Annotated in this window: 24 protein-coding genes; 22 read left to right on the top strand and 2 right to left on the bottom strand. The window is 49.4% G+C overall.

The window, feature by feature from the left end; all coding sequences use genetic code 11:
- The first annotated feature begins 53 nt into the window (after positions 1 to 53).
- The 18 genes from codB (at position 54) to LG211_RS17165 (ending at position 18,390) form a co-directional block, all read left to right on the top strand.
- Positions 54 to 1,397 carry a cytosine permease gene (gene codB / locus LG211_RS17250; RefSeq protein WP_269478082.1) on the top strand — a complete coding sequence of 448 codons (1,344 nt, stop codon included), beginning with the start codon at positions 54 to 56 and terminating at the stop codon, positions 1,395 to 1,397.
- A gap of 76 nt (positions 1,398 to 1,473) precedes the next feature.
- Entirely contained in the window at positions 1,474 to 2,748 is a 1,275-nt protein-coding gene (locus tag LG211_RS17245) for a cytosine deaminase (RefSeq protein WP_269478081.1), read from the top strand.
- 80 nt (positions 2,749 to 2,828) lie between these two features.
- The gene (locus tag LG211_RS17240) at positions 2,829 to 3,848 is read left to right on the top strand and encodes a LacI family DNA-binding transcriptional regulator (RefSeq protein ID WP_269478080.1); all 1,020 of its coding nucleotides are present in this window, start codon (positions 2,829 to 2,831) and stop codon (positions 3,846 to 3,848) included.
- A 10-nt stretch (positions 3,849 to 3,858) separates the two neighbouring features.
- Positions 3,859 to 4,989 (top strand): tRNA-dihydrouridine synthase, encoded by a 1,131-nt coding sequence (locus tag LG211_RS17235; protein WP_269478079.1) that lies wholly within the window; start codon positions 3,859 to 3,861, stop codon positions 4,987 to 4,989.
- A 153-nt stretch (positions 4,990 to 5,142) separates the two neighbouring features.
- Complete coding sequence (gene thiS / locus LG211_RS17230) at positions 5,143 to 5,337, top strand: sulfur carrier protein ThiS (protein WP_269478078.1); 195 nt, start codon at positions 5,143 to 5,145, stop codon at positions 5,335 to 5,337.
- A 1-nt stretch (position 5,338) separates the two neighbouring features.
- Complete coding sequence (gene thiF, locus LG211_RS17225) at positions 5,339 to 5,968, top strand: sulfur carrier protein ThiS adenylyltransferase ThiF (RefSeq protein WP_269478077.1); 630 nt, start codon at positions 5,339 to 5,341, stop codon at positions 5,966 to 5,968.
- 4 nt (positions 5,969 to 5,972) lie between these two features.
- On the top strand, positions 5,973 to 6,743 hold the full coding sequence (locus tag LG211_RS17220) for a thiazole synthase (RefSeq protein WP_148397500.1): 771 nt from the start codon (positions 5,973 to 5,975) through the stop codon (positions 6,741 to 6,743).
- 12 nt (positions 6,744 to 6,755) lie between these two features.
- Complete coding sequence (gene thiH / locus LG211_RS17215) at positions 6,756 to 7,916, top strand: 2-iminoacetate synthase ThiH (protein WP_269478076.1); 1,161 nt, start codon at positions 6,756 to 6,758, stop codon at positions 7,914 to 7,916.
- A complete protein-coding gene (locus LG211_RS17210) occupies positions 7,903 to 8,457 on the top strand; it encodes a thiamine phosphate synthase (RefSeq protein WP_269478075.1) in 555 nt (184 codons plus the stop codon). The genes thiH and LG211_RS17210 overlap by 14 nt, the downstream gene beginning before the upstream one ends.
- Before the next feature lie 143 nt (positions 8,458 to 8,600).
- The gene (locus tag LG211_RS17205; RefSeq protein WP_269478074.1) at positions 8,601 to 9,158 is read left to right on the top strand and encodes an RNA polymerase sigma factor; all 558 of its coding nucleotides are present in this window, start codon (positions 8,601 to 8,603) and stop codon (positions 9,156 to 9,158) included.
- On the top strand, positions 9,158 to 9,913 hold the full coding sequence (locus LG211_RS17200; RefSeq protein ID WP_269478073.1) for a DUF4367 domain-containing protein: 756 nt from the start codon (positions 9,158 to 9,160) through the stop codon (positions 9,911 to 9,913). The genes LG211_RS17205 and LG211_RS17200 overlap by 1 nt, the downstream gene beginning before the upstream one ends.
- A 296-nt stretch (positions 9,914 to 10,209) precedes the next feature.
- Complete coding sequence (locus tag LG211_RS17195; RefSeq protein WP_148397495.1) at positions 10,210 to 10,884, top strand: BglII/BstYI family type II restriction endonuclease; 675 nt, start codon at positions 10,210 to 10,212, stop codon at positions 10,882 to 10,884.
- Complete coding sequence (locus LG211_RS17190) at positions 10,877 to 11,524, top strand: MT-A70 family methyltransferase (protein WP_148397494.1); 648 nt, start codon at positions 10,877 to 10,879, stop codon at positions 11,522 to 11,524. The genes LG211_RS17195 and LG211_RS17190 overlap by 8 nt, the downstream gene beginning before the upstream one ends.
- 584 nt (positions 11,525 to 12,108) lie before the next feature.
- Positions 12,109 to 12,927 carry a hypothetical protein gene (locus tag LG211_RS17185; RefSeq protein WP_269478072.1) on the top strand — a complete coding sequence of 273 codons (819 nt, stop codon included), beginning with the start codon at positions 12,109 to 12,111 and terminating at the stop codon, positions 12,925 to 12,927.
- A 14-nt stretch (positions 12,928 to 12,941) separates the two neighbouring features.
- Complete coding sequence (locus tag LG211_RS17180) at positions 12,942 to 13,982, top strand: alcohol dehydrogenase (protein WP_269478071.1); 1,041 nt, start codon at positions 12,942 to 12,944, stop codon at positions 13,980 to 13,982.
- 30 nt (positions 13,983 to 14,012) lie between these two features.
- Positions 14,013 to 14,831, top strand: coding sequence for a hypothetical protein (locus tag LG211_RS17175; RefSeq protein WP_269478070.1), 819 nt, complete (start codon positions 14,013 to 14,015; stop codon positions 14,829 to 14,831).
- A gap of 24 nt (positions 14,832 to 14,855) precedes the next feature.
- Positions 14,856 to 17,876 carry an AAA domain-containing protein gene (locus LG211_RS17170; RefSeq protein WP_269478069.1) on the top strand — a complete coding sequence of 1,007 codons (3,021 nt, stop codon included), beginning with the start codon at positions 14,856 to 14,858 and terminating at the stop codon, positions 17,874 to 17,876.
- A gap of 16 nt (positions 17,877 to 17,892) precedes the next feature.
- Positions 17,893 to 18,390: a phosphatase PAP2 family protein gene (locus tag LG211_RS17165; RefSeq protein WP_269478068.1), complete on the top strand. Its 498-nt coding sequence runs from the start codon at positions 17,893 to 17,895 to the stop codon at positions 18,388 to 18,390.
- Here LG211_RS17165 and LG211_RS17160 read toward each other — a convergent pair.
- On the bottom strand, positions 18,387 to 19,295 hold the full coding sequence (locus tag LG211_RS17160) for a DMT family transporter (RefSeq protein WP_148397487.1): 909 nt from the start codon (positions 19,293 to 19,295) through the stop codon (positions 18,387 to 18,389). The two genes, LG211_RS17165 and LG211_RS17160, sit on opposite strands and share 4 nt — an antisense overlap.
- Before the next feature lie 157 nt (positions 19,296 to 19,452).
- Here LG211_RS17160 and trxA point away from each other — a divergent pair, with 157 nt between their 5' ends.
- Positions 19,453 to 19,761, top strand: coding sequence for a thioredoxin (gene trxA, locus LG211_RS17155; RefSeq protein ID WP_148397486.1), 309 nt, complete (start codon positions 19,453 to 19,455; stop codon positions 19,759 to 19,761).
- Between the two features lie 93 nt (positions 19,762 to 19,854).
- Here the strand turns inward: trxA and LG211_RS17150 are convergent, their stop codons facing one another.
- Positions 19,855 to 20,490, bottom strand: a complete 636-nt coding sequence (locus LG211_RS17150) for a Crp/Fnr family transcriptional regulator (protein ID WP_148397485.1) — start codon at positions 20,488 to 20,490, stop codon at positions 19,855 to 19,857.
- Positions 20,491 to 20,646: 156 nt separating this feature from the next.
- On the opposite strand from LG211_RS17150, the gene LG211_RS17145 reads away from it, so the two are divergent.
- The 3 genes from LG211_RS17145 to pgeF all read left to right on the top strand — a co-directional run bounded on the left by LG211_RS17145 (position 20,647) and on the right by pgeF (position 24,798).
- On the top strand, positions 20,647 to 22,554 hold the full coding sequence (locus tag LG211_RS17145) for an acyl-CoA dehydrogenase family protein (RefSeq protein ID WP_465250812.1): 1,908 nt from the start codon (positions 20,647 to 20,649) through the stop codon (positions 22,552 to 22,554).
- A gap of 11 nt (positions 22,555 to 22,565) precedes the next feature.
- Positions 22,566 to 23,768: an FprA family A-type flavoprotein gene (locus LG211_RS17140; RefSeq protein WP_148397484.1), complete on the top strand. Its 1,203-nt coding sequence runs from the start codon at positions 22,566 to 22,568 to the stop codon at positions 23,766 to 23,768.
- 316 nt (positions 23,769 to 24,084) lie between these two features.
- Positions 24,085 to 24,798: a peptidoglycan editing factor PgeF gene (pgeF, locus tag LG211_RS17135; RefSeq protein ID WP_269478067.1), complete on the top strand. Its 714-nt coding sequence runs from the start codon at positions 24,085 to 24,087 to the stop codon at positions 24,796 to 24,798.
- The last annotated feature ends 667 nt before the right edge of the window (positions 24,799 to 25,465 follow it).

The following is a 25,465-nucleotide window of genomic DNA, read 5'->3' as shown; positions in this document are numbered from 1 at the left end:
GGAAAAATAATGAAATTATTTTTCCAAAAGCTCATATGGACGGAGGAAATGCCATGAGTAAAATGAACTTAAATAAGCAAAGTATGAAAGAACCGGGAGAAAAGCAAGTGGATAAAGATTACCCGCTGGACCATGTGCCCAAAAGCGCCCGAAACAGCTTGCTGTCCATCAGCTGTGTTTTAATTGGATTTACCTTTTTTACGCCCACGATGGCATCCGGCGCCGCGTTGGGAGCAGCGTTCCCCTTTGACGATCTCATTTTGATCATCATCGCAGGAAGTTTAATCCTGGGCGTCTATGTAGCTACCATGTGCTGCATCGCAGCCAGGACCGGGCTTACCTGTGTGCTCCAATCAAAATACACCTTTGGCAAAGCCGGCGCCAAGTGGTCCGATATTATTCTCGGCGGAACCCAAATCTTCTGGTATGCCATTACAGGAGAATATATGGGCAGCCTCTTTGCCATGGCACTGGGACTGGATACCTTCGGATGGAAGGTTTTCTTCATTATCTTCTGGGGCGTAATTATGGGAGCTACTGCCCTTTACGGAGTGCGGGCGATGACCATCGTTTCCTATGTGGCTATCCCTCTTATGGGCGTACTCATGGTTCTGGTAATGGTCATGGCCATCAGACATGCAGGAAGCGTGGATGCGATCAGGGCCATTACACCCACCTCGACCATGACTGTCACCTCAGCGATCACCGTTATTGTAGGAACCTTTGCTTCCGGAGGAACCCAGGCCGGGAACTGGGCCAGGTTTGCAAAAAACGGAAAGGTGGCCTTTATCGCCGGACTTCTGGGGTTTCTCATCGGCAACGGAATCATGGTCTTTTCCGGCATGCTGGGAGGTCTGGTATTTGCCACAGGCGATCTGATCGAGCTGATGATTTCCATGGGAATCGTTTTCTGGGCCCTGATCATTCTCACCTTGAATATCTGGACCACCAATAATGCTACAGCATATGCGTTCGGTATGGCCGGGGCGGAAATGTTCAATAAAAACAATAAAAAACCTTTTATCATCGGCGGCATCATCATCGCGCTGGCAATGGCCATTTTGGGCATTTCCAACTACTTTATCCCCATGCTCAACCTGCTGGGAACCTTCGTGCCGCCACTGGGAGGCGTGATTATCGGAGATTACTTTTTCGTATCAAAGGGCAGGATCCCCAAACTGCCGTATATACATTTTAAAACCTGGAGGATCGCGCCGGTCATCGCATATGTGCTGGGATGCGCTGCGGCATATTTCGGCGGCATGTTTAACATCGGCATATCTTCCCTGCAGGGAATACTGATCGCCATGATCGCAATGCCCATCATCCACAAGATTTTCGTCAAGTGCGGATGGAACGACGAACACGATGTTGATCCCGATGCGGAATACGTATAAAAGCATGCGCTTTGAAAAAACAGACGTTTGCCGGAAGCAATCTGCTGTATAAACGGCAGAACCTAAGGAGGTATTTATGACACAGTTGCTGATTAAAAATGCAAAACTTCGCAATACAAACAGGCAATCCGATCTACTGATCGACCGGGGAAAATTTCAAAAGATAGGAACAGGGATAAAGGCTGCTCCCGATGCGCAAGTGATCGATGCAGACGGAAATCTAGTCTGTCCGCCCATCGCAGATCCCCATGTCCACTTGGATGCAGTATTGGTCGCAGGCCTGTTAACCAGAAAAAATCAAACAGGAACATTACTGGAGGCGATTGACATATGGGGAGAGTGGCGGGAGCACCTCACAAAAGACCTGCTCAAGACCAATGCCAGAAAGGTGATCGATTGGTACATTGCCAACGGTGTTCTGCGAGTCCGCACCCATGCAGATTGCACCGATCCAACCCTGCTGACCGTGGAAAGCCTGCTGGAGCTTAAAGAAGAGGTCAAGGATCTGATCGATCTCCAAGTGGTGGCATTTCCCCAAAACGGTATCTTTACCGATCCTATGAACGAGAAACTGCTCCGAAAAGCCATCGATATGGGCGTGGATGCAGTGGGCGGAGCACCGCACATTGAATATACCCGAGAAGATGGGGTCAAAGATGTGGAACTGGTTTACGACCTGGCGGAAAAATATGACCGGCTGGTGGATATTCATATCGATGAGACGGGGGACCCCCACTCCAGATTCGTGGAAGTGATGGCAAAAGAAAGCATAAACCGGGGGATGGGAGAGCGGTCCGCTGCCAGCCATACCACAGCCATGCACAACTACGACAATGATTACGCCTATAAACTCATTGGAAACATCGCCAAGGCCAAGATGAACATGATCGCCAATCCTTTCGACAACGCCGTGCTTCAGAACCGGAGAGACGGTTATCCCAGAAGGCGGGGCATCACAAGGGTGGACGAAATGTCGGAGCGGGGAATCAATGTCTGCATCGGCCACGACTCCATCATGGATCCATGGTATTCCATGGGAAAAGGCAGTATGCTGCAGGCCGCCTTTCTGCTCCTTCATATGGGGCAGCTGAACGGAGCATCGCAAATACAGCAGCTCTTTGATATGATCACGACAAACTCAGCGAAAACCATGTGTTTGAGCGATTATGGCATAAAGGAGGGTAATTCGGCCGACCTGATCATTTACGATGCGCAGACAGAAGAAGATGTCATACGGTTGCAAAGCGAATGCACCCATGTAATAAGAAAAGGCAGGGTGATTTGCAAAACCCAGCCGGCCAAACGCGACCTTTTGTATAGTGAAAACAAGTGGGTTGACTTTAAATTATAAAGCATGCGGGAAAGGGTTTGTCTATGTACAAACCCTTTCTCGTAGTGTAAAATGAGAAAAAACAAAAGGGAGCGATGATCTTGAATATCAAGGAAGTTGCAGAAAAAGCCGGAGTATCCATCACAACCGTGTCCAGGGTGCTGAACAGCCCTCAAACCGTGTCGAAAAAAACAAAAGAAAAGGTTCTCAAGGTTATGGATGACCTGAACTACACGCCCAACTGGTTTGCCCGCAATTTGCAGAACAAGCGGACCAACGTGATCGGCGTGCTGGTTCCCGACACCTTGGAACCGTCCAATATGGAGATGACCAAGGGTGTGGAACAGGTTGCCCGGCAGAAAGGGTGCAATCTGATACTCTGCAATACGGAATTCGAGTCCCGGATTGAATCCGAGCACATCACCAATCTGGTGGAGCGGAAGATAGATGGATTAATTTTGACTTCATCGGTGCTGGATGAAAATCAGATAAAAAAGATAAAAGAAAAGAACGTCCCTTTTGTGCTGGTTGGAAAGACACCGTTCTGGAAGAAGGAAAACGTCGTATATACTGATTATGACAGCGCTGCGGAAGAGGCGGTCAGCTACCTGATCGAAAAAGGCAGAAAGCAGATCGCAATCATCCTCACAGAACATGCCAGGATCGATAATGACGAAAAACTGGCGGGTTATAAAAGGGCGTTGGAACGGCACAATTTAAGGGTGGACGAAAGCTTCATCGTCAAATCGGACAATACGCTGGAAGGCGGATATACGGCCACCAGCAAATTAATTGAAACCTGCTCCGCCCTGGATGCCATCTTCATCGCCACGGATACCATGGCTTTCGGCGCACTGGAAAAGATCAAGCAGGAAGGCCTGACCCCGGATCAACTGGCGATTATCGGATTCGACGATTTGAAAGTGGGCGCTGTGATGGAACCCAAGCTTACCACAGTCACCAAACCTTCTTACCGGATGGGGTTGACCGCTGCGAGGCTCCTGTTCGATTTAATCGAGTACGAAGGTCAGGGAGAAGAGCCGCAGGCAATCATGCTCAAATCACGATTAAAAATAAGAAAATCCTGCGGAAACAAAGAGCGTTTGAAGGAAATATGGTGAGGAGAAGGATATGTACAACGTAAAGATCATGGGAATCCATATTGAAAACCCGGTCGTTATCTCATCGGGACCATGGACCAGGGGCCTTAGCAAGCTGAAGAAAGGGCTGGAATGCGGAGCCGGGGCCTTGATCACAGAGACCATTGTCGGTGAATCCTATCCGGACACCTGTCCCAGATATTCCTATGACCGGGCCAATGGAGGTGTTCAGAATATCCGGCTGTACAGCGGCTCGGAGCTGGAAAACTGGATCAACGATCTGAAAGCGGTCACGCAGGCCAAAAGATTCGGTTCTAAAACCAAGCTGATTGCTTCCATCATGGGAACTACCGCATCGGAAGTGCGTTATCTGGCCAAAACGGTGGAACGGACTGGAATCGATGGTATTGAGCTGGGGCTGGCGTGCCCCATCGGACAGGGACCGGAAAATATATGCGGCGATGCCGATAAGGTATATGAGTATACCAGGGAAGTGGTGAATGCGGTAGACGTACCAGTATCGGTAAAGGTGAGCGCTGCCTGTAATCTGCCTGCTGTGGTAGAAGCCGCTGAACGAGCCGGGGCCGCGGGCATAAGCGGTATTGATACGATCCGGTGTATTCTCAGCATTGACGTGGAAACTCAAAAAGCAGCTTTGCCGACCTACGGCGGCTATTCGGGAGCACCCATCCGGCCCATTGCTTTGTCCACAGTGGCAGGGATTGCCCAAAGCACCAATCTGCCCATCATAGGGATGGGTGGCATTATGGATCATAAAAACCTTCTGGAGCATATCATGGCCGGAGCTTGCGCCGGCGGAATTGCCACCGGAATCCTTCTCAATGGATACGATCTGGTGGGAAAGGTGATCCGGGATTTGGAAGAATGGCTGGACTGCCATCATATAAAGGACATTGAGGAGATTCGCGGCGCGGCACTGGGAGGTCTGAAATCCTTTGAGGAAATCAAAACAGAAGCAAAAGCCGCCATGTTTGATTCCCCTTGCCAACGGACAGACTGCAGCAAATGCAAAAGCTGTTGTTTGGAGGATGCCATTTCCATAAAAGAACAGGGCATCACCATTGATAAAAATCTTTGCAGCGGCTGCGGCCTTTGCCTGGATGTCTGTCCGGATGAAAAGATCAAGCTCTCATGGAAATAATAGCTTGTGCGCTAAAAGCGATTATGCTATAATAATCTCGGAAAAATTACATGTCATAATTTGAGATTGCGGCAATACGGCGCATGAAGGGGCACACCACCTCGGGTGTGAATCTTCGTGCGCCTTTTTGATTGTCAAAAAGGAGGGAAATCATTGAAGGTTAACGGTGAGGAAAAAAAGTTGGAGCAGAACATGATACTGGAACAATTTTTAGAGGGACAAGGTTATGATCCCAAGAGGGTGGCAGTGGAATTGAACGGGGAAATTCTGCCCAAGAGCGATTTTAAGTTCAGAGAACTGTCGGATGCCGATACCCTGGAAATCGTTCATTTTGTAGGAGGCGGCTGATTTGATTCCATCGAAAAAAGACCTTCAGGCGATCTGCGACTTGCGTTTTTCGCCGGAAGTGTATGAAAAATTGCAGGAAGCCTCTGTGGCAATCGCAGGATTGGGCGGATTGGGCTCCAACATTGCAGTTATGCTGACAAGAACGGGAATCGGCAAGCTGAAGCTGGTCGACTTTGACCAGGTTGATCTTTCCAACCTTAACCGGCAGGTTTATGATATCCGCCATTTGGGACAGCTGAAAACAGAAGCCCTTTCCCAGCGGCTGAAAGAGCTGAATCCCTACATAGAACTGGAGCTATATAGCGGCAGGATCACAGAAGATAACGTCTGGAGCGTTTTCCGCGGTTGCCGCTATATCTGCGAAGCCTTTGACGGGGCGGAAGATAAGGCCATGCTGGCCCAGCAGGTGCTCTGCGGCCTGCCGGAGGCATATCTGGTTTCAGGGTCCGGCATGGCCGGATATGGGGATGCGGACCAGATCCATACGAGGAAGGTTAACAGCCGCTTTTTCGTCTGCGGAGATGAATGCTCCGACGCAGCACAAGGTATCGGCCTGATGGCGCCCAGAGTGGCCGTGTGCGCGGGCCACCAGGCAAACAAAATAATTCAACTGATTTTAGAAGAGAGGTAACGATATGAAAGAAGATAAACTGGTTATTGGAGGACATAGCTTTTCCTCCAGATTCATTCTCGGATCGGGGAAATATAATGTGGAGCTGATCGATGCGGCGATTCGGCAGGCGGGAGCGGAGATTATCACCTTGGCTCTCAGGCGGGCCAATTCCGCAGGGGAAGGAAACATTCTCGACCATATTCCAGAGGGGATTACCCTGCTTCCCAACACTTCCGGCGCGCGAAGCGCAGAGGAAGCAGTCCGCATCGCCCGCTTGGCCCGGGAGCTGGGATGCGGTGACTTTGTCAAAATCGAAGTTATTCACGATACAAAGTATCTGCTCCCGGACAATTACCAAACCATCAAGGCCACCGAAATATTGTCAAAGGAGGGCTTTGTCGTATTACCATACATGTATCCGGATCTGAATGCGGCAAGGGATCTGGCCAGCGCGGGAGCAGCGGCCGTCATGCCCTTGGCAGCCCCCATCGGTTCCAACAAAGGGCTCAGCACCAAAGACTTTATCCAGATTCTAGTGGATGAGCTGGACCTGCCGATTATCGTAGATGCGGGCATCGGGCGGCCTTCCCAGGCTTGTGAGGCTATGGAAATGGGCGTGGATGCGATCATGGCCAATACCGCAATAGCGACCGCAGGGGATATCCCGGCCATGGCCCAGGCTTTCCGAAAGGCCATTGAAGCAGGACGCGCCGCATATCTTTCCGGTTTGGGCCGGGTAGTGGAAAAAGGCGGCGAAGCATCGTCGCCGCTGACAGGATTCTTGCAGGAATAGGAGGAAGGAACTATGAAACCAAAGATCGATCACATGGAGTATTGGCAGGAGATGGAAGATCTGGAGGACTCCCGGGTCATGGAAGAAGTCTTGCAAGCCATGGAAAACTATGATTATCATCGCTATACGGCCGCCGATGTGAATCGGGCGCTGGGTAAAGAAAACCGGGGTCCGGAAGAATTCAAAGCCCTGCTGTCGCCTGCCGCCGCTCCATTTTTGGAGGAAATGGCTCAGCTGGCACAGCACGAGACGCATAAGCATTTTGGAAACAGTATCTGCCTGTTTACACCCTTGTATATATCGAACTACTGTGAGAATTATTGCATCTATTGCGGGTTTAACTGCCACAATCAAATCAAGCGGGCACGCCTTGATGAGGCGCAGATTGAAAAGGAGATGCAGGCCATCGCTGCCACTGGTTTGGAGGAAATTCTAATCCTCACCGGAGAAAGCCGGGCCAAATCCGATGTACCGTATATCGGCCAGGCATGCAGGATCGCCCGGAATTATTTTAAAATGGTGGGGATTGAGGTGTATCCCATGAATTCGGAAGATTATGCATACCTGCACCAATGCGGCGCTGATTATGTGACGGTTTTCCAGGAAACCTACAATTCGGATAAATATGAAACTCTCCATTTGGCCGGGCATAAACGGGTTTTCCCATATCGCTTCAATGCGCAGGAACGGGCGCTGCGGGGCGGAATGCGGGGTGTGGCCTTTGCTGCGCTTTTGGGTCTGGACGACTTTCGAAAGGACGCGTTTGCAACAGGTATGCACGCGTATACCCTTCAAAGAAAGTATCCCCATGCGGAAATTTCTTTTTCCTGCCCGCGCCTCAGGCCCATCGTCAATCATGCCGATATCAACCCAAAGGATGTCCATGAAAAAGAATTGCTCCAGGTAATGTGCGCCTATCGCCTGTTCATGCCTTTTGCCGGAATGACCATCTCCACCAGAGAACGGTCCGGCTTTCGCGATCATGTCATCGGCCTTGCGGCCACGAAAATTTCCGCCGGGGTCAGCACGGGCATCGGCAGCCACACGGAGGACGATGCTCCGCGGGGGGATGATCAGTTTGAAATCGCAGATGGAAGAAATGTGGAGGACATGGTCAGGGCCATCAAAGAAAGAGGTCTGCAGCCTGTGATGAATGATTATGTCTATGTTTAAACGTATTGCCATATCAAACCGCAGCCTTTGCCCGCGGCCGCTCTGGGAGCAAGCGGCCCTGCTGGGCGGGCGGATCGATGCGCTCATCCTTCGTGAAAAGGACTTGAAAGAATGGGAATATGAAGCGTTAGCCCTCAAGGTAAAGCAAGTCTGTCAGCGGCAAGGGATCCGCCTGATTTGTCATACCTTTGTACAGGCGACAAGGAAGATCGGCTGCGATGCCATTCACCTTCCACTGGCTCTGCTCCTGGAAAACCAGGGGCTGCTTGATGATTTTGCCTTGATCGGGGCGTCGGTGCATTCCCTTGAAGAAGCGAAGGCTGCGCAGGGGGCCGGAGCCCATTATGTGACCGCCGGCAATATCTTTGAAACGGATTGTAAGCCGGGTCTCCCAGGAAAAGGTACGGATTTTCTAAGGGCGCTTTGCCGGGAAACCCAGTTGGAGGTTTACGCACTGGGAGGGATTACCGACGACAACGAAGCTGAGATCCTAAGGACGGGAGCATCAGGAGCCTGCCGAATGTTCGGGTATATGAAATGAGATGTTTTTTCTGAGAAAACGCGTTGCGAAATCCCAATAAAAAGCATCTAATATAGTAGAAGGCCGAATTGAAAATAGTAAACTCCTGTGCAGATGTGATATAATCTGTTTTATTAAACAGAATCTACAGCATAGGTGCAGAAATGAATTTGAGAAGGAAAGAGCATATATTTAATCAGAAGATCGAACCGGAATATACCAGGGTTTATCACTTTATCTATTCGCGCCTGGACGGAGATCGGCAGCTGGCGGAAGACATTACCCAAGATACTATGGAAATGGCCTGGAATAAACTGGAACAACTGAAAAAGGGAGATTCTTGCCGAGCCTGGCTGATGAAAATCGCCATGAATGAGATCCGGAAATATTTTCGTGCACAAATGACTCAGAAGCGGGGCGCTTTCCAGGAAGAAAGTTATGATCTTCATCAGTTTGAGGAGATCGACAATCCGGAGCAGGTGGAAGCTGATGTTCTGGATCAGATCCTTGCGCAGGAAGGTCTGGAGATATTGATGCAGGCCCTTGAACGGGTTCACGAGAAGTACCGGCTTCTTTTGGAGCTTCGTTTGATTCAGGATTTGAAGTTTGCCCAGATCGCCGAAATTGTCCGCGAAGATGAGGCTAAGGTACGGGTATACTACGGCCGCGGATTGAAAATACTGGGTAAAGAATATCAACTATTGACGGGGAGGGATGAATAATGGGCACTGGCAAGCGGGCATATACCCATGAAGAACGGGTTAAAATGATCCAGCAGACAGCCGAAGACTATTATCAAAAACAAGCGGGCAATCCATCTCCGTTGAACCGCAGCTTTATTGAGATGGAGAAGGAAACTGGCAAACGAAGCAGGCGCATAAAGCGATATTCCGCCATCGCCGCCGCTGTGCTGCTGGTGGTTTTACTTGGGAACACCATTTCGATGATCGCCTTTGACGACACTGTTTATGGGGATAAGGGCCTGCTCCATAGAATTTATAAGTCAGCTACGGGGCTGTCCACAGATGAGCAGGACGAAGCGCTGCTGGAAAATGAGGTGGCCGAGACGGTATCTTCCATTACGATCAATAGCATGGATGACATCGAGGGAGCGATCGATTTTGCCGAAGGGAACTTGTACGTACCCCAGTATATTCCCGATGGATTTCAGCTGGAATCCCTGATCGTTGAACAGTCCCAATTCGGAGATTTTACAGCGGAATATACGTTTAAAAACGGGGAAAAACAACTAAGCCTGATTGAGATGGCAAACAGCGATGATGACAGCACTGTCAACGCAAGCGGCGATGGAGATTTGATCAGGCTGAAAGACCGGATACTGTATGTACAGGATGAGGATTCCAACGGGGATCGGTATATCGATGTCATTACTGAGGAGTCCGTCATGCAGATGCTTGGAAAGGTTTCAAGGGAAGAAGGGTTTAAGTTCGCCAAGGGGTTGAAGCGCTGTAAATAATGGTAGCTTTAAAAGATGGAAAGATTTCCTCTAAAATAAAATGATCCAATAGGCCCCATGGCTTCAGACCACAGGGGCCTATTTCAATGATGTTGCAACCTGGACGCAGCGCTCCGCCATGAAACTTTTAAAAATTTTTAAAAAAAGTTTTGGATAGGCCCCAAAAAACGTACATAGCATATGTTATGCTGGTATCAGAAGGAGGGAAGAAAGAGAATGGTCCGGCAGCGCAAACGCTTGTTTGGCGTCGAGATTTATCGTATAATAAAAGACAAATAAGAATTGAGGAGAAAAGAATGGAGACCTGGAAGGATTTGTTCCCGGAGGATATACAGCAAAGGTACGAGCTTTTAAACTACAACCACGCAGCAGAAATTATTTCTCAGGCGTTTCAAAAAGAATTCGATGAGATCATTGAAACCCTGCGCAAGGTAAAGATTACAAAAACGGATATTGCAAAGTCAGGAGGAAACGAATCTCCCATTCCTCCCAAATTTTCCGCTATTTTAGACCCGTTGGGGTGGCAAGAAATCCGCATCTCGGGCGACCTGGTGGTTCATTTTTACCCAAGGCGGGGCGATAAAAAGGGCCGGTTCGAAACTAGCCCTATCGAGCAAAAGACACTCAAAAACTATATTGACGGACATAATATCGACTATGTAAAAAACAGAGTCGCCATCGATGTGGAGTGGAACAGCAAAGACCAGACATATGACCGGGATTTATTTGCAATGAGGACCTATTACGAGTGCGACGTGATCAGCGCAGGCGTGATTATTACCCGGAGCGAGTCGCTGAATCAGGTTTTTGCAGAGTTGGGAAATTCCATCAAGAAAAAATATGGAGCCAGTACAACCTGGATGGGAAAGCTGACGCCGCGGCTGGATTCCAGGCGGCACGGAGGATGCCCGATTCTGGCCATTGGAATCACCGACAAATGCATCGAAGATTGGGAGGATGGTAATGACTGATAAAGAAATTTTGATAGATACAATTGACAATTTTAAGGCGTTCTGCGGAGAGGATAAATTCAAGACAATCCTTGCTGACCCGCCGTGGCAGTTCCAAAACAGGACCGGAAAGGTGGCGCCGGAGCATAAACGGCTCAACCGTTACCCTACCCTTTCCCTGGAAGCGATCAAAGCAATTCCCGTGGATGACGTTGCGGAGGAGAAAAGTCATTTATACCTGTGGGTGCCCAATGCATTGCTTCCCGAAGGTTTGGAAGTCATGAAAGCGTGGGGATTTGAATATAAGACAAATCTGGTTTGGGAAAAGGTCAGAAAAGACGGCGGCCCGGACGGCAGAGGCGTGGGTTTTTATTTCCGCAATGTGACCGAACTGCTGCTCTTTGGAATTAAAGGAAAGAGCAATCGAACCTTGCAGCCGGCCAGGAGTCAGGTTAATCTGGTTCGGGCGATGAAGCGGGAACATTCACGAAAGCCGGATGAAATCATTGATCTGATTGAAGCATGCAGCCCGGGGCCGTATCTGGAGCTGTTCGCAAGAGGCATCCGCGATGGATGGAAGCTTTGGGGCAACCAGGCCGACGACACTTATGAGCCAAACTGGGACACGTATTCCAATCACACGGTGGCTTCCGGGAAATAAAAAATAGCATACAGGGGCGGCTGCACTTTGATATGTATCATGCAGCAGCGCCAGACGTTTATATGCGGAAAAAAGTGTAAGTTTCTTTTGAAATTTACACTTTTTTTAATGCCTGAGCCATCTGAGATCGGAGGGTCGGCGGCCAGGCTTCAGCTTTTTCGAAATGAGGCCCCACAAACCCACAGCTTTGTGTAAAAATATTTAATTTTTTTGAGTTTTTTCCCCAGCACTGCGGCTCACGTTTTTTGCTTCCGGCCAGCAAAATATAAAAAATTTCTCAATTTCTATTCGAAACACCGCAATTTGAAACCAATGTCCATATAAATTCGCCCATTTCGAATAGAAATCGGCAAAATAAATGAAATATGCTCCAGCACGCGGGGCAGCCTGCCTCTGATGCCTCACCTCCCCGGCACGCGTGGCAGCCCGCCGGGGCCCATGCACATACTCGCCACCAGCCCAATCCAAATCAACTTTTCCCCAATCCTCCCTTCAAATCAGCAGCCTCCAATGCTATACTGGTAAAAGAAGACTGTATTGTGTAAATCCGGCAGCACCAGAGCCACCGAAAAAAGGAGGAGCCTATGAAAAAACGTATTAAGATCATGCTGGGCATCATGACCAGCATACTACTGATCACATTGGTCTGTGGATGCAGCATCTACATGAAAGAGCCAGTGGTGGTGAAAAGTCTCATTTCATCAGATGACATGGATGTGGACATTATGTATATTTCAGGCATGGTAGGCAGTAAAAAGATAAAATCCGTAGAGATCCCCGATGCGCCCAAAGACATCAAAACGGTTGTCTACGATGAGGAGTCCGAGATTCTGAGCGGATACTCCCTCCACACCGCACACTTGGGGGTAAACAGCGACAACCTTACGGAAGAGGGGGGACTGACAGAGCCGATCTTCTTTAACAAGCTGAACATCACCTGGGATGATGGCAGCAAGACCACAGCTGCTGTGGGCAGCATTCAAATCCAAAGCGGAGCCCGGGACATGCTGGAGGCCCAGGAGGCAAACAGCAACTATAAAAAAGATAAACGGATCGACGACTCGCAAACCTTTCAGGCGCCGCGGAACATGAAAATTACCCAAATTGAAATCCCCTATCAAGAAGAAGTAGAAAAGATGGTATCCAGCTTGACAGTCAATGATGTACCGGTGTCTGAAATAGATGAACAACACCCGATTGAATTGAAAAAGGGCGGGACATTTAAGGTGCATTGCCGTTATAATGACAACTTTCAGACCTTGTACGGACGCATTTGGATCAACATGCGGCTGATGGGGGAGGATGGTCAGGGAAAGAAACAAGAGGCTGTGTTTGTGATTTCTCCTGATACTAAGATCGAGGAAAATATACCGGAATACCTAAAACAAGCCCGGAAAGAGTGAAGAAGGAGGTTGAAATGAAAGCGCTCGTTTATAAGAAGAATCATCGGCTGGCGTTGGAAGAGCGGCCTCGCCCGAGTTTACAGCTCCCTACGGATGCCATTGTACGCGTAACTCTGGCATCGATCTGTTCCAGCGATCTGCACATCAAACACGGAGCAGTACCCAAGGCGATCCCCGGCATCGTTTTGGGACATGAGATGGTGGGCATTGTCGAGGAAACGGGAGAGCAGGTTCATAACGTCAAACCGGGGGACCGGGTAACCATCAACGTGGAGACCTTCTGCGGGGAATGCTTTTACTGCAAGCAGGGGCTGGTCAATAACTGCGCAGATGAGAACGGCGGCTGGGCCCTGGGCTGCCGCATCGACGGCGGGCAGGCGGAGTATGTGCGCGTACCTTATGCGGACAACGGACTCAACCGGATTCCCCAATCAATCACAGACCGGCAGGCGCTTTTTGTGGGCGATATTCTCTCCACCGGATATTGGGCGGCGGATTTGGCAGAGATAACAAAAAATGACACCGTAGTCATTTTGGGTGCCGGCCCTACGGGTCTGTGCACAGCTATGTGCGCTTCCTTGTATGAGCCGAAACATCTGATTTTAGCAGATATCGATGAAGAGCGGGTACAGTTTGGAAGAAAACTGGGAATTTCAGCGCAGGTGGTGGATTGCAGCAGGCAGGATTTAAAAACACTGGTCATGGAAAAAACGGGCGGCAGAGGAGCGGACCGAGTAATCGAAGCCGCAGGCGGCGATGGAACCTTTGACCTGGCCTGGCAGTTGGCCCGCCCATCGGGAATTGTGTGCCTGGTCGCCATGTACGAAGAGGACCAGCGGCTGCCGCTGCCCCAGATGTATGGAAAAAATTTAACCTTCAAGACGGGAGGCGTCCATGCGGCCCATTGTGAACGGTTGCTGCAGCTCATTGAGGAGGGCAGGCTGGATACTGCAGGCTTGATCACCCATACCTTTGCCCTGGAGGAAATCCTCAGCGCTTATGACCTGTTCGAAAACAGAGAAGCGGGCGTTATGAAAATCGCAGTCGAGATTTAGAAATTGGCGGTAAGGCCAAAAGGAGAATATATGAAAAAGAAAAGGATCGTTTTTTCGGCCGTATGCCTGCTTGTGCTTGCAGCGGCAGCCATGACCGGGTGCGGCCCCAAGCTGGAAGAACCGGTTTTCGTTAAGTCGCTGATTAGTGCGGAAGATATGGATGTTGATACCCAGTACATCACCGATGAGACTTGGGAGAAAAAGGTAAAAAACCTTGAAATTCCCGATGCGCCGCCGGACATTTCCATTTACATCTACGACCAGCAATATGAGGAGGAAAGTGGATATCGGCTTCATACCATCAGCTGGGGCGTAGGCACTAGCAAGCTGAACGAGGATTCCAGCATGGCGGTGCCGCTGGAGTTCGACCATTTACAGATAACCTGGGATGACGGCAGCACCTCCACCGCTGACGTGGGGCATGTCAAAATATGCAGCCTGAAAGAAAAAGGATTTGTTACCACCAGAGAAGAAGCGGGTTATACACAGGATGATGAAAATTATGAGGCGATGGCCTTTAAAGCGAAAAGACCGATGGACATCACAGGAATTGAAATCCCTTATGAGAAGGAACTATTCCAAGTCATCACATCGCTGGAAATCAACGATATTCCTTACGATGAAATCGACTTCCAGGATCCCATTCATCTGGAAAAAGGTGAATCCTGTACCGTAGGCTACTCTATAGATGATAAGAAAAGGAGCAAGTACGGAACCGTCTTTGTCGAAGCCCAGCTTGTTGGAGTGGACAAACAAGGAGAAAGACAGGCGGGGACCTTTCGAATGATAGATAGAATGGGGATGGGGCTGGATATCGGAGCGTATCTGAAACGGGTTAAGGACCAGTAAGTCCAGCAGCTCAGGAGGCTTTTCATGAATACGGTTTGCCGGGATATTTTTAAAGCCATCCACGAAGGCAAGTGGATCAGCATCGAATACAAGAATAAAAATGGAGAACAGACCCGGTACTGGATCGGAATCAACGACATCAACCTCAAGGACCGGTCCCTTAGCGTGGCCGGACTCCATCTATCCAAACATACCCTGGGTGATTTTCCCAGGATTTACATTGACTCAATTCTCACCTCCGATGTGGTGGAAGGCTCCTTTCATCCGGTGAACCAGAGGCTGGTGGAAGATATTCATCTCAATCCGTACAAATACAAAGAACTGTTTCACCATGCGGCCAACATGAAAATCCTCAATTATCTGGCCGACTGCAGCCGCCTGGACTCCACCCCTTACCGCAGCGAATACGCATTGGTAGAAGGGCTGGACGGTGAAGGGGTGCAGGAAGGGGTCTACCAGCTAAGTGACCAGCAGTATAAGGATATCATCAACCAGTTCCAGCGCAGAACCATCCGCGACAGGCAGCAGAAAAAGCCCAGAAAACGGATCCTGCAAATCTGCATGAACCTGCTAAGTGTGCCCGTCAGAAAGGGCCTTTACGTGCTGGCGTACCGCAAGATGAATTTTGACGTGATCCGCCGCAGACTGATCGCAGAAGAGGAAGCAACCATTTGCCGGGAATTTACCATTGACGGTGAAAAGCAAAGCATCCGCCGCTTTCTTCCGGAAGAATACGGATATTTGCTGGACGATTTCGATACCAATCAGGAAGAAATCAAAGACCGGATTACCAGCGCCAATCCGCAGATCAAGGGCGTGGACGATATGCCCTATCTTCTGACCCTTTCCCGGGACCTGGCGTTGGATCTGGATCAGGAATACGGCGCAATCCTGGAAATGTACCAGGAAGCAAAACCCACCATTCCCATAAAAGCATTTTTCGGAGAACTGGTAAAACAGCCGGTGCGGACAAAACAATATCCCCTGGCTCTGCTCAACCAGCAGGTGAACCTGGATCAGCTTCTGGCCATCCATCACGGCTTAAAATATCCCCTTTCCTACATTCAGGGGCCCCCTGGAACCGGAAAAACAAGCACGATTATCAACACCATCACCACGGCTTTTTTCAACGAAAAGACGGTGCTTTTTGCATCCTATAATAATCATCCCATTGACAGCGTATTTCATACCTTGCAGAATATCCGCTATCGGAACAAACGCGTCCCCTTTCCGGCCGTGCGGCTGGGAAACCGGGAAAAGGTGGAAGAAGCCCTGGACTACATGAAGGCATTGTATCTGCAAGTGAAAGAAATCAATGTTTTTTCCAATACCCTGGAGCGGAACAAGGATGACAAAATCGAAAAGACAGAGCAGCTCTCCCAGCTGCTCAAACGATATGAGGCCATTCTCGATCTGAAGGAACGGAAAGCGTCGATTGAAAGCCTGATCCGCAGCGAACAGAGTCTGACCTTCCGGGTCGAGCTGCAGAGCCGGCAGCTTGCGCAAGTGGAGAAACAGCTGGAGCAGATCGGAGAAGTGGATGAAGCGGATGCTCTGCCGCTGCTGAATCAAAACGTTGAAGAATTTTTAAAATATCTCTATTATATATCGGCAAAATATATCAAACGGCTGGACGAACCCAAGAATGAAGAGCTGCTGTCCATTCTCTTTATGGAGGGGCGCAAGGAGGAGCAGGTCAAAGAATTTAACCGCCATCTAAGCCAGGAAGAGAACATGAAGAAATTTCTTCGCATCTTTCCTGTCGTGATTACGACATGTATTTCCGCCCACCGGCTGGGCGAGCCCAAGCCCTATTTTGATATGGTGATGATGGATGAAGCCAGCCAGTGCAATTCGGCGGTTTCTCTGGTACCCATCATCCGCGGCAGCAATTTGATGCTGGTGGGCGATCCCCAGCAGCTGAGCCCGGTGATTCTGCTGGATCCCAAGGCGAACCAGACCTTGAAGGCCAAATACCAGGTGAGCCAGGAGTACGATTATATTGAGAATTCCATTTATAAGACGTATCTGGCCTGCGACTCAGTGAGCGATGAGATTTTGCTCAGCTATCATTACCGCTGCCATCGTAAGATCATCGATTTTAACAATAAAAAATATTACAACGACAAGCTGAAGATCCGCAGCCAGGTTTGCGAACCCCAGCCGCTGGTCTATGTGGATCTTGCCGACGGATCGACAGAGGAAAAGAACACGGCTCCCGCGGAAGCGGCCCAGATCCTGAACTATATCCTTCAAAACCGGGACAAAAAAATCGGCGTCATTACCCCCTTTGTCAGCCAAAAAGAATACATCAACAGCGTGCTTTTGGATAACGGTATTCTCGATGTGCAGTGCGGCACGGTCCACGCTTTCCAGGGGGATGAAAAGGATGTCATTCTCTTTTCCCTGGCAGTGACCGATCAGACCCATGCAAAGACCTACAGCTGGCTGAAAAACAATAAGGAGCTGATCAATGTGGCCACCTCCAGGGCCAAGGAAAAGCTGGTGCTGTTGTCCAGCAGTCAGAACCTGCGCCGCCTTCACGGCACGGATGAAGAGGACGATTTGTACGAGCTGGTGGAGTATATCCGCACCAACGGCGCTTCGGAAGTTACGCCCAAAGCAGCAGCCACCAGAGCGCTGGGCATCAAACCTTACAGCACGGAAACAGAAGCCGCTTTCCTGACCACCCTCAACCACGCATTGGGCAATATCCTGGTGGCAGGCAGCAAATATACGATTCACAAAGAGGTGCCCATCTCCCATGTGTTCGATGGCAGCGAGGAACACAACGACCTTTTTTACACCGGCCGCTTTGACTTTGTCGTCTATCAGCGCGTCCGCAGCACAAAAGAAATGCCGGTGCTGGCCATTGAACTGGACGGAAAAGAGCATATTGAAGAGGAAGCGGTCCGCCTTCGGGATCAGAAAAAGGCGGAGCTTTGCCAGAGGTACGATTTTGAGCTGATCCGGGTTGAGAATTCTTATGCCAGAAGATATCATTATATGAAAGATATTTTGATTGAGTATTTTAGAAAATTGTAGCAGGAGGCAGTCCACCATGACCAAAGAGACGTATCTGAAAATGACCGAAAGCTTTCGCGGCAATCCTAAGAGGCAAAAGGCGATCATCCTTATCGATTCCATTTTGACGAAAATCGCATATATTGCCTATCCCGTTTTGCTGGCAGCGCTGTATCTGCAAAAAGATACTGGGCTTGCGAGGGCTGTTTTGGTGCCGGGTATCTCTTTTGTCGTTATCAGCGTTTTTCGATATTTGTACTGTGCGCCCAGGCCCTATGAAGTCTTCGACCTGCCTCCGGTGATCCCCAAAGACACCAGGGGAAAATCCTTTCCCAGCCGCCACGTCTTTTCCATCTTTATCATCGGAATGACCTTTTTCTGGAAAATGCCTCTTGCCGGGGTATTGATCGGCGCGGCGGGAATCTTTATGGCCGTTGTGCGGGTGCTGGGCGGTGTGCATTTCCCCAAAGATGTGATTGCCGGGGCGGCTTTGGGAATTCTGGCCGGTCTTGTGGGGTTTTATTGGATTCCCTAAGCGTGGTCTTGACGTGAAATCCGTTTGTCAGGAATCTGCGATATGATAAAGGCAGTCAGCATCAGAACGCATCCGATCATTTCCCGCGATGACATCACTTCTCCAAGGAACAGAGCGCCGCATACTGCGGAGAAAAACGCTTCCAGGCTCATGATGATGGCAGCGATGGCAGGGGGAGTATCCTTCTGTCCGACGATCTGAAGGGTAAAAGCAATGCTCACTTCTAGAATTGCCGTGTATAAAATGGGGACCGCGCAGTCGATGATATCCTGAAAAGCCACGGATTCCAGAAAAATCATGAAAACACCCGATAAAAGGCCGGAAAGCAAAAACTGTAAAAAAGAAAGCTTGATTGCATCCACCTTGTCGGAATAATAGTCGATGAGCAGAATCTGGAAGGAATAACCCACCGCGCAGGCGATTACCAGTCCGTCGCCAAGCTGGATGGTAAACCCGTCCGTGATGCAGAGCAGGTAAAGTCCGAATCCGGCCAGGGCAACTCCCAGCCAAGTGAAAATTCCAACCCTTCGCCTGAGAAATAAGAGCAGGATGGGAACGATGACAATATCCAGCGAAGTGATGAATCCCGCCTTTCCGGCTGTGGTATACATGATGCCGATCTGCTGCAGGGAACCGGCAATAAAACTGGCGATCCCGCACTGCAAGCCTCCCAGCAGGAGCATGCGGTTTTTAAACGGCGTGATTTCCTTGGGCGCAGAACGCTTTTGGTTCAGCTTGCCGTAGATAAAAATCACGGGAAGCAGCGCCAGCGCTCCCAAGGTGAAGCGAAAGAATCCGAATGTGAACGGGCCCACATGATCCATTCCCATCTTTTGAAATATAAACGCTGACCCCCAGATCAGGGCCGCCAGCATCAAACATAATTCTCCTTTAAATTTTTTCATAAACCCTCCTTGCCTACTAGAATAATACATCAAAGCTGCCGCTGGCAACCGAAATTTTTCTGGGAAAGAAAAAAAAAGCATATATGTAACCTGGTCACAGAAGATTTGTTTGGATGGTGGTATAGTTAAGCCACAAAGTCAAAGGAGGTATTTAAAAATGGCTATTATAAAATTAACACAGGATAACTTTAATCAGGAAGTTGTAAATTCACAGGAACCGGTGCTGGTGGATTTTTGGGCTCCATGGTGCGGGCCATGCAAGATGATGTCGCCTATTTTGGACGCGGTGGCGGCTGACGAGCCGAAAGCCAGGATCGGGAAAGTCAACATTGACGAACAGCCTCAGCTGGCCGCTCAATTCGGGATCATGAGCATTCCCACACTGGCCCTTTTCCAGAACGGAAAGATCGTAGGTACATCCGTGGGCGTTCAGTCCAAGGGCAAAGTAAAAGCCATGCTCAAATGAAGAAAAGAAAAAACGCCAGGGAGCTTTCGCAGCGATCGAAGTACCTTGGCGTTTTTTGCATGCTGCATCGGGCACCGGCGTTCATATCCTGCCTTACAACAATTGAAAGGTTCTCCTGTTGGACTGCAAAATCCCCTCCTCATTCATCAGCCGAATCTCCCGGGTCATGGCGCTGCGGTCCACGCAGAGATATTCCGCCAGAGCCGACAAGGTTAACGGAATGGTAATAGAATCGCTTTCCGCCGTTCCCCGCAGGCAGGTCAGATAGGTGAGCAGCTTTTTGCGGATCGTAGGCTGATGAAGAATATTCAGATGGAGCGACAACGCCTGAGCTCGCTGCGCTGCCATTAGGAAAAGATTGTTGATCAGCTGGGAATGGTGGGCGCAAGTCTTTTCACAGGGCGTAACGATGTGGGTATAGTCGATGAACAAGACCCGGCTGTCTGTCTTAGCTTCCACAAGGTATTCAAACCCGTCCAAAGGCAGATGAAACAGCTCGCCAAAGAGAGCCTGCTCTTCGTACGTTTCCAAAAGCCCGGCATTTCCGTCCGCATCCAGAACATGGAGAACCGCCGTTCCTTTCATCACAAGACCGATCTTTTCCACACGGTCCGAATAACGCATGATCGTTTCGCCGCTTTGAAATCGTTTCAACTGGGGCCGAAAACAGCGGAGCATCTTTTTTATGGAATCCTCAGCAATCCCATCGCTGATAAAATATCGTTTCATGAAAACCTTCCTTTCTCGAAAATTAGTATCCGTTCTTAATAATATTTACCCACTTTGTTGCATATATCACAGAATAAGTTCCAAAAACAGGTTAGAATATAATAAATTCTAAAAATTCAGTAAAAACATGGAAGATATATCGTGAAAGGGGAGGTAATGATGTTATTCAAAACAACCGATCAGCATGAGGAATTTCGCGCGAAGATCAGAGAATTCGCAGAAACGGAGCTAAAGCCGATTGCCTTTATGCTGGATCAAAAAAACGAATTTCCGGATGAAATCGTAAAGAAACTGGCGGAAATGAATATGCTGGGAATTCCATATCCGAAAAAATACGGAGGAGCCGGTTTGGATATTCTGACGTATGCCATTGCGGTGGAGGAACTGGCGAGGGTTGACGGCGGTACGGGCGTTATTCTTTCGGCCCACGTTTCGCTGGGATCTTATCCCATCTATGCCTTTGGTACAGAGGAGCAGAAGAAAAAATATCTGGTTCCGCTGGCAAAAGGAGAAAAGCTGGGAGCCTTCGGCCTGACAGAGCCCAATGCCGGAAGCGATGCCGGCGGCACAGAAACCACGGCCGAGCTGGTTGGCGACCACTATATCCTCAACGGCGGAAAGATTTTTATCACCAACGCCGAAAAAGCGGATACTTACGTGATTTTCGCAGTGACCACGCCTAATATCGGCACCAGAGGAATCAGTGCCTTTATTGTGGAAAAAGGCTGGGAAGGCTTTGAATTCGGCGACCATTACGACAAGATGGGAATCCGCTCATCGGCTACCGCTGAACTGATTTTCAACGACGTCAAGGTTCCCAAAGAAAATCTGCTGGGCAAGGAAGGCCAGGGCTTCAAAATCGCCATGGCAACCCTGGACGGCGGGCGGATCGGAATCGCTTCCCAGGCGCTGGGAATCGCTCAGGGAGCATTCGAACACGCGGTAGAATACGCCAAGGAAAGGGAGCAGTTCGGCATTCCAATTGCTCACCACCAAATCAATTCCTTCAAAATCGCAGACATGGCGACCAAGCTGAGGGCCGCAAGATTTCTGATTTACAGCTCCGCAGAACTGAAGGAGCATCATGAACCTTACGGTATGGAATCCGCCATGGCCAAGCAATACGCTTCCGATATCTGCCTGGAAGTGGTCAACGATGCGGTTCAGATTTTCGGCGGAAACGGATACTTGAAAGGTATGGAAGTGGAACGGGCATACCGGGATGCGAAAATTTGTACCATTTATGAAGGCACCAACGAAATTCAGAGAGTTGTTATCGCTTCTCATATTATCGGTAAACCGCCAAAACAGGCCGGCGGCAAGCTGAAGGCGAAGGGACCCATCACCGGAGCACGCAAGAAAAAGCTCTTCCTGGAAGGATCCAGCGAAGAAAAAGTGGCGGCTCTTGTGGAAGCCCTTAAGGCAGACGGCTATGATTTCACGGTGGGCATTGACCCCAACACGCCGATTATTGAAGCGGATCGTGTTGTCAGCACCGGAAAGGGCATCGGAGATAAAAAGAATATGAAGCTCATCGAAGAGCTGGCCCTTCAGGCTGGTGCGGCTGTGGGTTCATCCAGACCAGTGGCCGAGACTTTGAAATATGTTCCTCTCAATCGTTATGTGGGAATGTCCGGGCAGAAATTCAACGGCAATCTGTACATAGCCTGCGGAATTTCAGGCGCCGGCCAGCATTTGAAAGGGATCAAGGGAGCAACCACCATTGTAGCCATCAATAAGAATAAAAACGCGCCCATCTTCAAAAATGCCGATTACGGTATTGTAGGAGATTTGATGGAAATTCTGCCGTTGCTGACAAAAGCGCTGGATAACGGAGAACCGAAAAAACCAGCGCCGCCAATGCAGAAGATGAGAAAAGCGACTCCAAAGAAGGAAGCGCCTCCATGGAAAACTTATGTATGCTCCGGCTGCGGATACGAATACGATCCGGCTGTGGGCGATCCGGAGGCCGATGTTTCTCCAGGTACTTTATTCGACGCTCTTCCGGAAGAATGGATTTGCCCGGACTGCGGAGAAGAAAAGGATAAATTCATAGAAGGATAAGGAGGATAACCATGTATTGCGTAAGAAAAGTAACAGAAGATTTGTATTGGGTCGGTGGGAATGACCGCCGCCTGACACTCTTTGAAAATATTCATCCCATCCCGCGGGGCGTTTCCTATAATTCCTACCTCCTGCTGGATGAAAAGACCGTGCTCTTCGATACCGTGGACTGGTCCGCGGGACGGCAGTTTTTAGAGAATATCGAGTATGTCCTTGACGGACGTCAGCTGGATTATTTGGTGATTAACCACATGGAGCCGGATCACGGAGCATCCATCGAAGAAGTGCTGATCCGCTACCCGGATGTGAAGATCATTAGTACGGAAAAAGCCTTTATGATGATGCATCAGTTCAACTTTGATGTTGACGGCCATATGGAAGAGGTGCAGGAAGGGGATACACGTTCCTTCGGTAAGCATGAAGTCACCTTTGTGGCCGCGCCTATGGTCCACTGGCCGGAAGCCATGGTAACCTTTGATCTGACAAACGGCGTCCTGTTTGCAGCGGATGCCTTCGGCTCCTTTGGTTCCCTCGACGGAAAGCTCTTCAACGATGAAGTCAACTTTGACCGGGATTGGATCGACGATGCGAGAAGGTATTATACCAATATCGTAGGCAAATACGGCCCTCATGTGCAGGCCCTGCTGAAAAAGGCGGCAACCATTGATATTAAAATGATTTGCCCCCTCCATGGCCCGGTATGGCGCAGCGATCTGGGGTATTTCCTGGATAAGTATGATAAATGGAGCAGCTATGAGCCGGAAGAACAGGGTGTGCTGATCGTATACGCATCCATGTACGGCAATACGGAAAGCGCAGTCAATGCGCTGGCAACCAAGCTGGCAGTCCGGGGCGTGACCAATGTGGCGATGTACGATGTTTCCAAAACCCATGTTTCAGAACTGATTTCAGAGACCTTCCGGCTGAGTCACATTGTTCTGGCCTCGGTCACATATAATCTGGGGATTTATCCTCCGATGCTGAATTATCTCATGGATATGAAGGCGCTGAATATGCAGAAACGCACAGTAGCACTGATTGAAAACGGGTCCTGGGCACCCAAGTCCGGCGCTCTCATGGAAGAGTTCCTCGATGAGATGAAGCAGATGACCGTGCTCAATGAAAAGGTATCCGTCCTCTCCTCTTTAAACGAAGGCAGCGCCATAGAGATGGATCAGCTGGTGGATGGACTGATCGAGTCCATGAATGATTGATCCTGATTGATCCAGCCAGGCAAATGCCGCTCTTCTGCCCGGGGCCTTGGTCCCCGGGCAAAGGATCGGTGCAGCTGCGAAAGCGGGCCTAGGATGCTGGACGACATGTTTCGGGAAAAAAATAAATGTTTCTTTCAAAATTTACCCTTTTTTCAACGATTGAGCCAGCTTATACAGGCTTGAACTGACATTTCTGAGGCTTGTCGCTCTTTTCTCCCAAATGAAGCCTCACAAACCCACATCTTTGCGTAAAAATGTCTCCGGTTTTTTAAAATTTACCGGATTTTTGCTGCTGCAAAAATGATATAATAAAATCATGGAACAAAAATTATATTTGGAAGTATTTGAAGAGCTTCCCATAGTAAAAGGATTTTTTTCAACAAAGTACGGCGCCAGTGAAGGCAGTCCCTATGACCGGCCGGATGTCTTTTGCCAGCTTGGTCTGGATCAGGCACAGCCCATCTGGCCCGCCCAGGTACACAAGGATCATATCGCTGTCATTGAAAAGCGTGAAGATGCTCCGGTTCGCATCGCTGATACTGACGGATTGATCACCGATGTGCCGGGCGTTTTATTGACGACTGTTCATGCAGACTGCCTGCCGGTGTATCTGTGCGATCCTGTCAAAAAGGCAATCGGTCTGGTACATGCGGGTTGGCGGGGAACAGCCGCCGGAATTGCTCCTAACGCAGCAAGAAAAATGGGAGAACATTTTGGCAGTAAACCGGAGGATATCCTTGTTCATATCGGCCCGGGCATCAGCAGCTGCTGTTTTGAAACAGGACCCGAGGTTTTGGAAGAATTCCAGCGCCGCTGGGAGTTCGCAGGGGATTTTGCCAGACCATGCGGTGAGAAGAACTATCTGGATCTGAAAGGTATCAACCGCAGGCAGCTGGAGGATGCGGGTATTCAAAAGAAGCATATTACTGCCAGCAGCCATTGTACTTGCTGCGAGCCGGACTTGTTCTGCTCCTATCGGAGAGAAGGCGGGACTTATCGCAGAATGGGCGCGGGTCTGTGTTTGCTGTAGAACCAGGGAAAGCGTGCCTGGTTATGACGCAGATTAATTAGCTGATGGATAATGAAACATCGCCGGAAAGAGGATGCCCTCTTTCCGGCGATGTTTGTGATACCTAGACCAGTGACAGAAGAAAGTCTGCTCCCTTAGCGCCAAGAACCCGCAAAGAACAATGGCAGCACGATGTTTCGCTTGCGATATTTTTTCCAAATGACCCGCTGCAAAATATCAGTCATGAAGATGTTTTTTCTAAATACTGATACTATCTCACGCAAGTGGACCTGGCATCCGATGAGTCCAGTATCCGGAAAATTTTAAAAAGTTTTTGCGATATTTACGCAAAGTTGTGGGTTTGCGGGGTTTCATTTCGGGGCCACACCAGGAAAAGCGGGTTTGGCTTCTTAAAAATCAATTTAAGAGGGCTCAATCGTTGAAAGTGGGTAATTTTTAAAATGTTTTTTTGCTTTTTTCCGCTTCCACTTCTCTCCGTCTCCTCCTCCCGCCCCCCAGCATGCGACCTGACCACATACTAAATATCTGAATATGAGATAAAATGGCTCTTTAATGATACCATATTGAATAGATGGATATGGCTTCGCCGAGAGGTGCAATATAGTTGAAAGATGCTCGACGCAGCTCGCATCTTATACTATTCTGGTCAGATTGGTACGGCGTTGCC

The sequence above is a fragment of the Hominibacterium faecale genome (genome assembly GCF_020734085.1).
GTDB lineage: Bacteria > Bacillota > Clostridia > Peptostreptococcales > Anaerovoracaceae > Hominibacterium > Hominibacterium faecale.
The sequence above is the reverse complement of the archived record's forward strand: the minus strand, read 5'-3'. Positions and strand labels throughout refer to the sequence as shown.

Bases quoted from the DNA above. Each gene is read 5' to 3' on its own strand.
- LG211_RS17145 (WP_465250812.1), top strand. From the start codon at position 20,647: ATGATGTTATTCAAAACAACCGATCAGCATGAGGAATTTCGCGCGAAG.
- pgeF (WP_269478067.1), top strand. From the start codon at position 24,085: ATGGAACAAAAATTATATTTGGAAGTATTTGAAGAGCTTCCCATAGTA.
- LG211_RS17220 (WP_148397500.1), top strand. From the start codon at position 5,973: ATGAAAGAAGATAAACTGGTTATTGGAGGACATAGCTTTTCCTCCAGA.
- codB (WP_269478082.1), top strand. From the start codon at position 54: ATGAGTAAAATGAACTTAAATAAGCAAAGTATGAAAGAACCGGGAGAA.
- LG211_RS17200 (WP_269478073.1), top strand. From the start codon at position 9,158: ATGGGCACTGGCAAGCGGGCATATACCCATGAAGAACGGGTTAAAATG.
- LG211_RS17235 (WP_269478079.1), top strand. From the start codon at position 3,859: ATGTACAACGTAAAGATCATGGGAATCCATATTGAAAACCCGGTCGTT.
- thiH (WP_269478076.1), top strand. From the start codon at position 6,756: ATGAAACCAAAGATCGATCACATGGAGTATTGGCAGGAGATGGAAGAT.
- LG211_RS17210 (WP_269478075.1), top strand. From the start codon at position 7,903: ATGTCTATGTTTAAACGTATTGCCATATCAAACCGCAGCCTTTGCCCG.
- LG211_RS17160 (WP_148397487.1), bottom strand. From the start codon at position 19,295: ATGAAAAAATTTAAAGGAGAATTATGTTTGATGCTGGCGGCCCTGATC.
- LG211_RS17205 (WP_269478074.1), top strand. From the start codon at position 8,601: ATGAATTTGAGAAGGAAAGAGCATATATTTAATCAGAAGATCGAACCG.
- LG211_RS17140 (WP_148397484.1), top strand. From the start codon at position 22,566: ATGTATTGCGTAAGAAAAGTAACAGAAGATTTGTATTGGGTCGGTGGG.
- LG211_RS17175 (WP_269478070.1), top strand. From the start codon at position 14,013: ATGAAAAAGAAAAGGATCGTTTTTTCGGCCGTATGCCTGCTTGTGCTT.
- trxA (WP_148397486.1), top strand. From the start codon at position 19,453: ATGGCTATTATAAAATTAACACAGGATAACTTTAATCAGGAAGTTGTA.
- LG211_RS17190 (WP_148397494.1), top strand. From the start codon at position 10,877: ATGACTGATAAAGAAATTTTGATAGATACAATTGACAATTTTAAGGCG.
- LG211_RS17245 (WP_269478081.1), top strand. From the start codon at position 1,474: ATGACACAGTTGCTGATTAAAAATGCAAAACTTCGCAATACAAACAGG.
- LG211_RS17165 (WP_269478068.1), top strand. From the start codon at position 17,893: ATGACCAAAGAGACGTATCTGAAAATGACCGAAAGCTTTCGCGGCAAT.
- LG211_RS17180 (WP_269478071.1), top strand. From the start codon at position 12,942: ATGAAAGCGCTCGTTTATAAGAAGAATCATCGGCTGGCGTTGGAAGAG.
- LG211_RS17185 (WP_269478072.1), top strand. From the start codon at position 12,109: ATGAAAAAACGTATTAAGATCATGCTGGGCATCATGACCAGCATACTA.
- LG211_RS17195 (WP_148397495.1), top strand. From the start codon at position 10,210: ATGGAGACCTGGAAGGATTTGTTCCCGGAGGATATACAGCAAAGGTAC.
- LG211_RS17150 (WP_148397485.1), bottom strand. From the start codon at position 20,490: ATGAAACGATATTTTATCAGCGATGGGATTGCTGAGGATTCCATAAAA.
- LG211_RS17170 (WP_269478069.1), top strand. From the start codon at position 14,856: ATGAATACGGTTTGCCGGGATATTTTTAAAGCCATCCACGAAGGCAAG.